Origin of the sequence: Streptosporangium sp. NPDC000563, assembly GCF_040299985.1 — a bacterium.
GTDB lineage: Bacteria > Actinomycetota > Actinomycetes > Streptosporangiales > Streptosporangiaceae > Streptosporangium.
On the sequence record NZ_JBEPDA010000017.1, the window covers coordinates 171608 to 184557 of the forward strand.

Genomic DNA, 12950 nt, shown 5'->3' on the forward strand with positions numbered 1-12950 from the left:
CCATGGTATCTCTTTGGCTGGAATGCTGGCCAAAATCCGGGCCATCTTTCGTGCGGTTGGGTAGCGGTGGTCGACCGGGTGGAGTCCCCGGTGCGGAGGCGGTGGATGGAGGGTTCGCGGAAATATGGGGGCATTGCCCCCATATCGTGGTTCAGGGTGGTCGTCATACTTGACGGCTGTGAACTCCGCGAGCCCGTTCGTCGCCGTGCCGCCCCGAGCCCGGACGGCGGCACGTCCCTCCGATCGGGCCACCGCCTCCGACGCGGCTCGCCTCGCCGCTCCCGGCGTGGAGCGTCCCGTCGCCGGAGCAGGCGCGCCGGAGGCCGTTGTGGACATGTCCGGCGTTCCGGCGGGCCGGGAGGTGACTCTGTCGGACGCGGTACTCCCGTTCGTCCGGCGGGCGGTGGAGCGGCTGGCCGCCGGCACGGCACGACTGGAGGGCGGGGTCTGGGGCGCCTCGGTCGGGGAACGGTTCGCGAAGGATCTGACGGCCCGGCTCACGCGGGTCGCCTCCCGGGTCCTGGTGTTCGAGCTGAACGCGCGGAGGACGAGGGGAGAGCTGTCAGGAGACACGCCTACCGAGCGGTTCGCCGATTTCGTGGGCCGGGTGAGCGGCGAAAAAGGGCTCGCCGAGTTGCTTGAGGAGTATCCCGTCCTCGCCCGGTTGCTGCGCCAGGCCGCCGACCAGGAGGTGGAGGCGGGGCTGGAACTTCTGACGCGCTTCGCGGCGGATCGTGAGCACCTGAGGGAACTGCTGGGAAGTGACCCCGGGAGCCCGGTGGAGTTCTCCGCCGTCGGCGACAGCCATCTCGGGGGACGCGCCGTCACCGTGGTGACCCTGGCCGGCGGCGCGAAGGTCGTCTACCGGCCGCGACCGGTCCAGGCATACCTGCACTTCGCCGAGGTGCTCGACTGGCTCAACGAACGGGTCCCCGGTCTCGGCCTGCGCGTTCCGCGCGCGGTGCGGCGGGAGGGCTACGGCTGGGTCGAGTTCGTGCCGGCCGAGCCGTGCGCTGACGCGGCCGAGGTGGAGCGGTTCTACACGCGCGCCGGTGCGCTGCTCGCCCTGCTGTACGCGTTGAACGCCATCGACGTGCACTACGAGAACCTCGTCGCCTGCGCGGACCGGCCGGTGCTGGTCGACGTCGAGACACTGTTCCACGCGGCGCTGCCCGCGGAGGCGTCCGCCGACCCGGCGCTGCACGCCCTGCGGGACTCCGTCCAGCGCACCGCGCTGCTGCCGAAGATGATGGTCGGCGAGCAGGGCGCGCTGGACGTCTCCGGCCTGGGCGGGGACAAGGGCGGGGTGTACCCGTTCCTGTCCCCCCGGTGGGAGGAGGAGGGGACGGACACGATGCGGCTGGTGCGCGGTGTCACCCGTTTCGCCGGAGCGGTCAATCGTCCCACGCTGAACGGGGTGGACGCCGACCCCGCCGACCACCTGCCGAACCTGCTGGCCGGTTTCCGGCGTGCCTACGACGCCGTCGCGGCGGGACGCGACGAACTGCTGCGCGGGCCGCTGGCGAGGTTCGGCCAGGCCGAGGTCCGCGTGCTGCTCCGGCCCACCCGCTTCTACGGCGAGCTGCTGATCGAGTCGACGCATCCGGACGTGATGCGGTCCGACGCCGACAGGGACGAGGTGTTCGACCTGCTGGACGCCGTGTCGGTCGGCGACCCCGCGCGGTCGGCGGCGGTGCCGTTCGAGCGGGCCGACCTGTGGGCGGGGGACATCCCGTACTTCAGCACGTCCCCCGGCGAGCGGGAGATTCGCGATGGCGGGGGCAGGGCGCTGCCGTGGTGTTCGCGGGAGAGCGGGCTGGACGTCGTGGCCGCCAAGCTGGCCCGGCTGGGCGCCGCCGACCGGGAGAACCAGGAATGGATCATCGAGGCGTCGATGGCGACCCGGGTCGCGGGCGGGCGGCATGATCCCGGCGAGCCGTCCGAGACGCCGTTGCCGGCCACGGTGCCTCATCGCGCGGCGCTCGTGGCCGCCGCGCGGGGCATCGCGGATCGCCTGTGCGCGACCGCGCACCGCGAAGGCCGTACCGTCAACTGGCTGGGCCTGGAGCCGGTGGAGGACGGCCGGTGGACGATCATGCCGTTGGGCGCCGGGTTGTCCAGCGGGTACCTCGGCGTCGCGCTGTTCCTGGCACAGGCGAGTCGCGTCACCGGAATCTCCCGCTACATGGACTTCGCCTGGATGGCGGTTCGACCTCTGCCGCGGCTGCTGGAGCGGATCGCCGGGAACGAGGCTCTGCTGCGAGCCGTGGGCTGCGGGGGATTCGGCGGTCTCGGCGGCATCGCGTACGGCCTGTCACAGCTCGGGGTCCTGCTCGGCGACGCCGAGGTGGCGAGCTGGGTGGAGCCCGCGGTGGAGGCGGCCGGCGCGGCGGTCGTCGACGAGTCGCCGCTGGACGTCCACGACGGCCTGGCCGGGTGCCTGGCCGCGATGCTCGCCGTCCGGCACAGCACGGGAACGGCCGGGGCCGGCCGGGTGGCGGCCGGGTGCGCGGAACGCCTGGCGGCCGCGGCGCCCTCTGTGGCGGATCTGCCGCCGGGGTTCGCCTTCGGCGCCGCGGGCGTGGGGTGGGCGCTCGCCAGGCAGGGGCAGAGTGTGGACGGCGCTCGTCTGCTCGTCCATGCCGCCGCGCGGGCGGCGGCAGCGGAGGACACCTGGTGCCACGGCCGGGCGGGAGTGCGCCTGGCCCTGTCCGACGCCGCCCTCCCCGGCGATCCGGCGGCGTTCCCGATCTCCGACGTCCCGCTGGGGGGACACGGTCTGTGTCATGGCGAGGCGGGACGTCTGGAGACGCTGAGCGCCTTCGCCCGGCGGGGCGACCCCGTGGCACAGCGGTCACTGCGCCGCCACGCCGGCAGGCTGCTGGCCTCGCTGGACACCTACGGAGCGCGGTGCGGTACTCCCCGCCACGCGCCGACCCCCGGTCTGCTGGACGGCCTGGCCGGCATCGGCCACGGTCTGCTCAGGCTGGCCCTTCCCGAGATGACACCGTCGGTGCTGCTGTTGCGGCCCACTGATGAAGGAGAGATCCATGGACCCTGAGAAGGACGCTGAGAACCGTTCGACCACCGAGGAGCCGGCCGCGTCGTGGCAGGAGCGGCTGGGCACGCCGGCCGGATCGATCATGATCAGACTGGCCGGTGTATCCCCGGTGACCCGTGCGCTCGTGCTGGCCGGCCTGACGGCGGGGACGACGATCGCGTTCGGCTCGCCGGACACCGCGGCGCACGCGGTGATGGCCGTGAGCGGGGACGACACCGTCATTCCCGTTTCCCTGAGTGCTCGCTAAAAGGCATTTTTGGTGACATGGCGGCAGTTAACCTGTCGTCATGTCATATACCTCCCCCATTTTGGTCGGACGCGAAAGGGAAGTCGAGCAACTCGACCGGCGCCTCGCCGCCGCGCGAGACGGCCGGGGTGGCGCGGTTTTCCTGCTCGGCGATCCCGGAATAGGAAAGTCCCGCCTTTCTGCGGAATGCGCGTACCAGGCGTTCGACACAGGGATGATCGCGTTGCGGGGACGGGGCGGGGGCATCAGCGCGGACATCCCGTTCAAACCGCTGTGCGAGGCGCTGCTCTCCTACACCAGGACCAAGGAGCCGCCGGACGATCCGGCCCTGGTGCCCTACCTGCCGGCGCTCACCAAGCTGGTCCCGGAGTGGCGCCGGGCGGGGGGAACCGACCATCTGGAGTCGGTGATGGTGCTGGCGGAGGCGGTCCTGCGGCTGCTCGCCGTCATCGGGCGAGACGGTGGCTGCCTGCTCGTCCTGGAGGACCTGCACGACGCGGACGCCGACACACTCGCCGTCGTCGAGTACCTGGCCGACAACCTCGCCGGGGTGCCCGCCTTCCTGCTGGCCAACCTGCGCAGCCACGCGGGACCGGCACGGTCCGTCGCCGAGGCCTGCGCCCAGCGGCGGACCGCGACCCTCGTCGAGCTCGCGCCCCTGCCGCCGGAGCAACTCGCCCGGCTCACCGCCGCCTGCCTGGAGGCCTCGCCCGACGACCTGCCCCGGCAGCTTCTCACCCGGCTGGAACGTGATACGGCGGGCGTCCCGTTCGTCGTCGAGGAACTGCTCGCCGCCATGGTGAACGTCGGCGCCCTGGAGCGCGACGGGCGGCGGTGGCGGCTGAACGGCGACCCCGCGATCGACGTGCCGACCACGCTGGTGCGCAGCATCATGCTGCGCGCCGCCCAGCTGAGCTCCTCCGCCCGGGAGTCGCTGCACATGGCGGCGGTCTTCGGCTCCCGCTTCCCGATTCCGATGATCCAGGAGGCCACCGGCCTGGCCGACCGCGAGGTGATGGAGTTCCTGCGCGCGGGTACGGGGGCGCGGCTCATCACGCCGGACGACTCCGCCGGCGACTGGTACGCCTTCCGTCACGCGCTGATGGCCGAAGCCCTGCGCTCCTCGCTCATCCCCGCCGAGCGGGTGTCGATCGCGCGCCGCGCCGCCGACGCGCTGGAGCGGCTGTACCCCGGGCTGCCCGGCGAGTGGTGCCAGATCGCGGCCACCCTGCGCCTGACCGCCGGGGACACCCTGGGCGCGGCCGGCCTGCTCGCCGGCGCCGGCCGCCGCCTGCTGGACGACGGTGCCGCCGACCTCGCCGTCACGCTGCTCGAACGCGCCTACGCCCTGCTCGGATCCGCCCCCGCCGACCTGCGGGCGCGCGTCCTGCAGGGGTTGCTGCACGCGCTGACCGAGAGCGGGCAGGCCGACCGCGCCTTCGCCCTCGCCAAGGACCTCCCGATCAGCGGCGACCTGGCGATGACCATCCCGCACGAGATGGACCTGCGCACCAAGCTGGCCTGGGTCGCCGCCGAGATCGGCGGGACCGCCGACGGACTGGCGCACGTCGCGGCGCTCCGCAGGCTCCTCCAGATCAACCCGGACGAGGCCCGTACGGCGGCCGTCGACGTGATCGAGGCCCAGCTCATCGTCCCCGACCACGGGGTCCTCCAGCAGAGCCCGCAGCGGATGGCCGCGGCCGAGGCCCTCGTACGGCGAGCCGTGGAGGTCGCCGAACGCGTCCCGCTCCCCGAGGTGGCCTGCCAGGCGTGGGAGCGGATGGCGATGTTCTCCAGGGCCCGTGGGTTCGACGAGCCCGACCGGTGCCTGACGCGGGTGGTGTCCATCGCCGACGCCCATGGCCTGAAGCTGTGGAAGCTGCGGGCGATGTTGCGCCTGGCCGTGAACCACGCCCTGCGCACCGGCGAGCGGGAGCCGCTGGAGGAGGTCGGCAGGGCGGCGGCACAGGCGGGCGCGATCAGTCTGGTCCACTCCACCCAGGCGTCCCTGGTCATGACGGGCGTGCTGCGCGGCGAGTACGGTGAGGCCCACGGGCTCGCCGTCCCGTGCGTCGAGTCCACCATCCGGCTCGGCCACACCGCCTACACCCAGTACCTCCTGCTCGCCCAGGCCACGCTCGCGGCCCACCAGGCCAAACGCGCGGAAATGGAGGGCGTGTTGGAGCGGTTCCGCGAGTGGGGCGGTGAGAGCAGCCTGCACATGCCGGTGGTCTACGGCCTGTGCCAGGCGATGTGCGCGCTCCTTGAGGAGGACCGCGACCTCTGCGGCGAGATGCTGATCAGGGCCCGGGAGTGGGAGGACGACAACCCCACCATCTACTACCTCACCGGCAGGTACGGACTCCGCGTGCTCATGGACGTACTCGCCGACCGGGCGGGCGCCACCGAATGCGACGCGGCGGAGAGCACCTCGGCCGCCGAACTGGCCTGGAACCGCACCTTCCTCCACCTGGCCAGGTCCGTGCTGTCGGGCCGCCAGGGCGACCCCGAGGGGGCGCTCGCCGCGTTCGGCAGGGCCGCCGAGGCCGCCCGGCCCTTTCCCCTCGCCCACCACCTGGGGCTCCGGCTGGTCGCCGAGGCCGCCCTGGCGGACGGCTGGGGCGAGCCGCTGGTCTGGCTGCGCACCGCCGAGGATTACTTCCACCAGGCGGGCGTCCCCGCGGTCACCGGGGCCTGCCGGGCGATGCTGCGCGGAGCCGGCGCGGCCGTGGCGCAGCGCCGCACCGGACGTGAACAGGTGCCGAGCGGGCTGCGCGCCCAGGGCGTCAGCGTGCGGGAGTATCAGGTGCTCACCCTGCTCGCCGAACGGCGTGGCAACGTCGACATCGGCAAGCGGCTGTTCATCTCGCCGCGCACCGTGGAGAAGCACGTCGCGAGCCTGCTGCAGAAAACGGGCCTGCCCGACCGGGCCGCCGTGTACGAGCACGCGGCCGAGTTGCTGCGCCCCACCTGACGCCTCCTCAGGTGGCCCCGTACGAGCGCGCGCGAACACCGCCGCCGCTCCACCTGACGTCCTCTCAAGCGCCCGGTCCGAGCCCGCGCGAATGCCGATGCGCCCCACCTGATGTGACCGATGCCCCCATCACCCCCGGCGGGCCCGCGCGAATATGGGGGCGGCTCCCGCATGTGGCCGACGCCGCGCGTCGGCAGAGTGCCAGCCATGAGCGGAGACGGAATCACCCTGGGGGCGGCGCCCGAGCTCGGCGCGGCATGGTGGGCCGGCGGACTGACGCTGGCCGAGCGGCTGGACCGGACCGGCGGAGACATCCCCGCCGGCCGGTCGCCGGAGTCGGCCGGCGAGACCGCGCGCTGGCGGCTACGGGAGTGGCGGAACGCTCACGGGCTGCTGGAGAGCGGACAGTTCGACCGGCGGCTGGCCGCGGCCGGGCTCACCGTCGACGAGCTGACCTCGCTGCTGGACGAGGAGCCCGCCGTGCTGGCCGGCCGTGTCGCCCGCCCGGACTGGGCCGTACAGGCCGAGGAGGCGATCGCCGCGGCGCCTGCCGAGTCCGGCGCCCGCGCGGACGGGATACCCGTCGACGAGGGATTCGCGGCGATCATGACGCCGTTCGCCGAAGGCGCGCTGCGGCGCCTGGGTGACGCGCTGAACGCGTGCGGTCCCGCCGTTCGGGCGGACGCCCTGCTCGCGGCCTGGGGCGTCGAGCTCCGGCAGCGGCTCGCGGCGCTCGCGTCACGGACGCTGGTTCTGGAGCTCAACGTCATGCGCGTCTCGCGGCGGCTTGAGGGGGCGACGCCCGAGGAACGGTTCGCGGACTTCGTCCGATGGTTCGGGCGTCATCCCGAGGCGCTCGTCGCGCTGTGCGAGGAGTACCCGGTGCTGGCCAGGCTGCTCGCCCAGACGGCAGACCGGTTCGCGGCCGGCCGGGGCGAGATGCTCGCCCGCTACACCGAGGACCGTCCCGACATCGTGCGGACGCTGCTGGGCGGCGTCGATCCCGGCCCGCTGACGGCGATCGAGGGTGGCGGCGACACCCACCAGGGCGGCCGCGCGGTGAGTGTCCTGACCTTCGAAACGGGTGCGCAGGTGGTCTACAAGCCGCGCCCGCAGGCCGTTCACCGGCACTTCAACGACGCCTTGGCCTGGCTCAACGAGCGCGTCGCAGGCTTGGACCTCATCCGCCTGGCCGTGCTGGACCGCGGCCCGTACGGCTGGGTGGAGTTCGCGCCCCACCTGCCGTGCCAGGACCGCCGGGAGGTCGCCCGTTACTACCACCGGCTCGGGGCGCTGCTCGCGATGCTGCACGCTCTCGACGGCGCCGATTTCCACTGCGAGAACCTGATCGCCTGCGGCGACCAGCCCGTGCTGGTCGACCTGGAGGCCCTGCTGCACCCGCTGGTGCCCGGGGCGGGGATCGAGCGCCTCATGGCGGACCCCGCGGCGCTCGCCCTGGAGTCGTCGGTGAGCCGCAGCGGTCTGCTGCCCGAGCTGATGGTGGGCGAGAACGGCGTGATCGACCTGTCCGGCATGGGCGGCGACAAGGACGTCATGCTGCCGATGAAGACGCCGACCTGGACCGGACAGGGCACCGACGAGATGCGGCTGGTCCGCGAACACCTGGTCTTTCCCGGCGTGCGCAACCGCCCGCGCCTGGGCGAGGACGCGGCCGACCCCGCCGACCACCTCGACGACCTGCTGGCCGGGTTCGGCCGCGGCTACGAGGCCATCGTGGCCGACGCCCCCGCACTGGTCCGGCTGATGACCACGTTCTCCGACGACGAGGTTCGCGTCGTCCCGCGGGCGACCCGCACGTACGCCAAGCTGATGATGGAGTCCACCCACCCGGACGTGCTCCGCCACGGCCTCGACCGTGACCGCGTGCTCGACCACCTGTGGGCGATCACCCGCGGCGACCGCACCCGCGAGCGGTTGATCGCCTATGAGGCGGAGGACCTCTGGGCAGGCGACATCCCGATCTTCACCACCCGGCCGGGCAGCCGCGACCTGTGGACCTCGGGCGGTGTCCGCATCCCGGACATCCTGCCCGAGGCCAGCCTGAGCCGCGCCGTCCGCAAGGTTCTCGGCATGGGGCCTGTCGATCGCGCCCGCCAGGAGTGGGTCATCCGGGCCGCCATGGTCACCCGGGACCGCTCCGGGCTCGCCGCCCTCGCCGTCGGCACGACGTCCTCCGTCTCCGCCTTCGCCCCCCTCTCCGCCGACAGGCCGGACGAGGCCCGGCTGATCGCCGCCGCCCGGGACGTCGCCGACCTCGTCGACCGCCACACCTGTGCCTCGGAACCCGGCGGTCGCGTCAACTGGCTCGGGCTGGAGCTGGTCGAGGAGAAGTACTGGATGCCGCGGCCGCTGAGCTGGGACCTGTACGGCGGCTACACCGGCGTGGCACTGTTCTTGGCGCAGTGCGCCGCCGTCACCGGTGAGGAACGGTACGCCGACCTGGCGCGACGCGCGGCCCTCCCTCTCGCGGGGCTGGCCGAGGACCCACCGGAGGAAGGCGTCATGGGCGCCTTCACCGGCCTCGGCGGAGTCGCGTACACCCTGGTCCACCTGGCCGCCCTGCTGGACGACACGGGGCTGGCGCGGCCGGTCGAGGACCTGGTGGAGCTGTGCGCGAAGGCGGCCGCCCAGGACGAGGCACTGGACGTCATCGTCGGTGCCGCGGGGACCCTGGCCACGATGCTCGCGATCCACCGGGCCACCGGGTCACCCGCGGCCTGGCGCGCCGCGGAGGCGTGCGCCGAACGCCTGCTGGACACCGCGGCCCCCGTCGGAGCCGGAGTGGCCTGGCACACGCCCATGAGCGACGACCGGCCGCTGACCGGCTTCTCCCACGGGGCCGGCGGCATCGGCTGGGCGCTGCGCCGCTACGCCGAGGCGGGCGGCGACCCGCGCGCCCGTGACACCGCCCTGGCCGCCTTCGCCTACGAGAGCGAGCACTACCGGCCGGACCTGCGGGGCTGGCCCGACTACCGGCAGGGACAGGGCGGCGACGACATGCTCCACGCCTGGTGCCACGGAGCACCCGGCATCGGCCTGTCGCGCGTCGGCGGCCCGGCGTCCGAGCACCTCGACCGCGCCCTTGACGGTGACCTTGAGGGTGACCTCGGCCGCGCGCTCGCCGCCGAACTGGAGCGCGGGCCGATGGCCAACCACAGCCTCTGCCACGGCGAGCTGGGCAACCTCGAACTGCTCATCCAGCTGCGCCACCGGCCGGAGGCGGCCGAGCTGCTGACGGCACGCACGGCCCACCTCCTCGACGACCTGGCCCGCCGCGGCCCCCGCTGGGGCGCGCCCGGCGCCGCCCCCACCCCCGGCCTGATGAACGGGCTGGCCGGCATCGGCTACGGCCTGCTCAGGCTCGCCCGGCCCGAGCACGTCCCGTCCGTGCTTCTGCTCGACGCGCCCATCGGAGCTGAGCGCCGATGAGCAGGGTCCCGCTGCGACACCAGCTCACCTCCACCGAATGCGCCGCGGCCTGCCTGGCCATGATCGCCAGCTTCCACGGCAGGGACACCCGGGTCGCCGAATGCCGGGAAATGCTCGGTATCGGACGCGACGGCGTGTCCGCCGCCCACCTGATCGCCGCCGCCCCCCGCATGGGCCTGACCGCGCGGACCGAGCGGATGAAGAGCCTCGGTCCCATCGACCGGCCGGCCATCGCCTACCTCGCCGACCACCACTTCGTCGTCGTGGAACAGGTCGGCGCGCGGCGCGTCCGTCTGGCCGACCCGGGCGGTGGACGCCAGTGGCAGAGCAGGAAGGACTTCGACCGGCGCTTCGGCGGCGTGCTGATCCACCTCTCGCCCGGCCCCGAGTTCGTCCGGCGGCGCACTCCCATGCGGGAGTGGCTGATGCTCCGCTACCTGCGGGACTTCGTGGCGATGCCGGGCAGCCGGAGCCTGCTCGCCGCCGTGCTGGCCTGCGCGACCGTGCTGAAGCTGCTGGCCCTGGTGCTGCCGCTCGCCACCCAGCAGGTCGTCGACACCTTCGCCCCCGACCAGCGGACGGACATCCTGCCGCTCTTCGCCGGGGTGGTGCTCGGCACCACCGTCCTGGCCGGGCTGACGACCCTGCTGAGGGAGATGGCGGTGCTCACCCTGCGCGTCCGCGCCGAGGCGACGCTGGGACGGCAGCTCATCCGCCACATGCTGCGGCTGCCGCTGTCGTTCTTCATCCAGCGCCGCAGGGGAGACCTGCTCGCCCGGCTCGGCAGCGTCTCCACCACCCGGGAGACCGTCACGCAACGGCTGCTGATACTCGTGCTGGACGCCGCGCTCCTGGTGGGCTACCTGATCGGCCTGGCCGTCCTCGCCCCCGGCTACGTGCCCGTCGTCCTCACCCTGGGCGCCGCCCACGTGCTGCTGGTGCTACGGGTCTCCCCGCGGGTCGCGGCCGTCTACCAGCGGGAGCTGTCGGCGAAGGCCGAGGAGCAGAGCTATCTCACCGAGACCCTGGAGGCCGTGGTCCCGGTCAAGGCGAACGGCGTCGAGGGACGGGCGGAGCAGCACTGGGTGCGGCTGTTCGAGACGTATCGCGGTGCCCTGGTCGTCCGCGGCCGGATCACCGCCGGTCTGGAGGCCTTCCATCAGGCCCTCACCGTCGCCGCCCCGCTGCTCCTGCTGCTGACCGGGCTTGCGCTCGTACTGAACGGCGGCATGACGATCGGCACCGCGCTCGCCGCCAGCACCGTCGCCCTCGCCGTGCTCGCCCCCCTTCAGGGACTGGCCAGCGCGGGCCAGAGCTACCCGATGCTGCGCAGCCAGATCGAGCGGGTCTACGACATCGTCGACGCGGACGAGGAGGCCACCGGCCCCGTGCGTCTTCCCGAGAACACCGCCGGCGGCATCGAGGTCGAGGAGCTGGTCTTCCACTATCAGGCGGACGCCCCGCCGGTGCTCAAGGACCTCACCTTCACCGTCCCGCCCGGCGCCAAGCTCGGCATCGTCGGCCGCACCGGCTCCGGCAAGAGCACCATCGCCCTGCTGGTCCTCGGCCTGCTGCGTCCCAGCGCCGGTACGGTGCGCCACGACGGGCACGAACTGGACGAGCTCGACGTCCACGACCTGCGCTCCCGCTGCGGGGCCGTGCTGCAGGACCTCAACCTCTTCAACGGCACGATCATGGACAACCTCACCCTCGGACGGGAGGACGCCACCGAGGAGGAGGTGGTGCGCGCCGCCCGCATCGCCGGACTGCACGACGACGTGGAGGCCATGCCCATGGGGTACGGCACCCTCGTCGGAGAGGCCGGCGCCGCGCTGTCGGCCGGGCAGCGCCAACGGGTCGCCCTGGCCCGCGCCCTCGTCCACAAGCCTCGCCTGCTCATCCTGGACGAGGCCACCAGCCACCTCGACCCCGAGACAGAACGCCGCGTCGACGCGGCGCTGTCCCGGCTCGAGGTCACGCGGATCGTCATCTCGCACCGCCTGAGCGCGATCCGCGACGCCCACAAGATCCTCGTGCTCGACCGCGGTCGCATCGTCGAGCGGGGCACGCACGAGGACCTCATCGCACGAGAGGGGACCTACCGAGAGCTGTTCGCGCACGACGCGGCGCCCCGGCAGCGAGCGGGGGCACTGAACGCGTGAGGCGCGCCGGGTCCCGCCGACGCGCCCCATGGACCGATTCCGAACCACGAAATCTCAATCCAGAAGGAGAGTACGTCATGTCCGAGAACGAGCTGATCCGTCAGTGGAAGAACCCGCAGGTCCGCTCCGCCGACCTGGCTCACCCGGCCGGGGAGATCGCCCTGGACGACGCCCGGGTGGTCGGTGGCCGCGAGCCGCGGACCGAGTACATCATCTCCTACGACTGCTGCCCCACCGGCATCTGGTGCGGCGGCGACTTCTGACCCGCTTCACCACGAAGGGGCCTCGGCCCGTCTCCGCGCCGGTTCGGCCGGAGTTTTCCACAACATCGAATCCCATGAAGGAGTGACGTCATGTCCGAGAACGAGCTGATCCGTCAGTGGAAGAACCCGCAGGTCCGTACCGCCGACCTGGCTCACCCGGCCGGGGAGATCGCCCTGGACGACGCCCGGGTGGTCGGTGGCCGCGAGCCGCGGACCGAGTACGCCATCTCCTACGGCTGCTGCCCCACCGGCATCTTCTGCTGATCCCTGCGGCCTACACCAAGGAGTTGTGAGATGTCCGACAACGAGCTGATCCGTCAGTGGAAGAACCCGCAGGCCCGCTCCGCCGACCTGGTCCACCCGGCCGGGGAGATCAGTCTGGACGAGCTGGTCGGTGGCCGCGAGCCCGCCACCGAGGGGATCGCCTCCTGGGGCTGCTGCGCCACCGGCTACTACTGCTGACTCGCGGTCGCGTGCGAGAAGGAGGCGCGAGATGTCCGGCGACGAGCTGATCCGTCAGTGGAAGGACCCACAGGTTCGTTCCGCCGGCCTGGTCCACCCCGCGGGCGAGATCGACCTTGACGAGCACCTCGCGCGCGTCGTCGGCGGCATGCCACAGGAGACCTGGCCTCCGGTGATCTCGCACAAGTGCTGCACCGTGGACCTCTGCTAGGAGGCACGGAACCGACCCGAGGTCGTGTCCGGCGGTCCGCCTCGGACTAAAGGCCTCCCCAGCCCAGAAGACACGCCCAAACCAAGAAGACCGCCCGGGGGCAGGCAGGGGGGTGCGGGA

Annotated in this window: 9 protein-coding genes; all 9 read left to right on the top strand. The window is 72.8% G+C overall.

The window, feature by feature from the left end; genetic code table 11:
* The first annotated feature begins 178 nt into the window (after window positions 1-178).
* A complete protein-coding gene (gene lanM / locus ABT352_RS29800; RefSeq protein ID WP_350948271.1) occupies window positions 179-3061 on the top strand; it encodes a type 2 lanthipeptide synthetase LanM in 2883 nt (960 codons plus the stop codon).
* A complete protein-coding gene (locus ABT352_RS29805; RefSeq protein WP_350948272.1) occupies window positions 3051-3308 on the top strand; it encodes a hypothetical protein in 258 nt (85 codons plus the stop codon). Before lanM ends, ABT352_RS29805 begins: the two co-directional genes overlap by 11 nt.
* 40 nt (window positions 3309-3348) lie before the next feature.
* Window positions 3349-6282, top strand: coding sequence for a helix-turn-helix transcriptional regulator (locus ABT352_RS29810; protein WP_350948273.1), 2934 nt, complete (start codon window positions 3349-3351; stop codon window positions 6280-6282).
* Window positions 6283-6489: 207 nt separating this feature from the next.
* On the top strand, window positions 6490-9732 hold the full coding sequence (locus ABT352_RS29815; RefSeq protein WP_350948274.1) for a type 2 lanthipeptide synthetase LanM family protein: 3243 nt from the start codon (window positions 6490-6492) through the stop codon (window positions 9730-9732).
* Window positions 9729-11894: a peptidase domain-containing ABC transporter gene (locus ABT352_RS29820; protein WP_350948275.1), complete on the top strand. Its 2166-nt coding sequence runs from the start codon at window positions 9729-9731 to the stop codon at window positions 11892-11894. Before ABT352_RS29815 ends, ABT352_RS29820 begins: the two co-directional genes overlap by 4 nt.
* A 77-nt stretch (window positions 11895-11971) precedes the next feature.
* Entirely contained in the window at window positions 11972-12157 is a 186-nt protein-coding gene (locus ABT352_RS29825; RefSeq protein WP_350948276.1) for a hypothetical protein, read from the top strand.
* A 90-nt stretch (window positions 12158-12247) separates the two neighbouring features.
* On the top strand, window positions 12248-12421 hold the full coding sequence (locus tag ABT352_RS29830; protein ID WP_350948277.1) for a hypothetical protein: 174 nt from the start codon (window positions 12248-12250) through the stop codon (window positions 12419-12421).
* Between the two features lie 30 nt (window positions 12422-12451).
* Entirely contained in the window at window positions 12452-12619 is a 168-nt protein-coding gene (locus tag ABT352_RS29835) for a hypothetical protein (RefSeq protein ID WP_350948278.1), read from the top strand.
* A 31-nt stretch (window positions 12620-12650) separates the two neighbouring features.
* On the top strand, window positions 12651-12830 hold the full coding sequence (locus tag ABT352_RS29840; protein WP_350948279.1) for a hypothetical protein: 180 nt from the start codon (window positions 12651-12653) through the stop codon (window positions 12828-12830).
* Window positions 12831-12950: the final 120 nt, after the last annotated feature.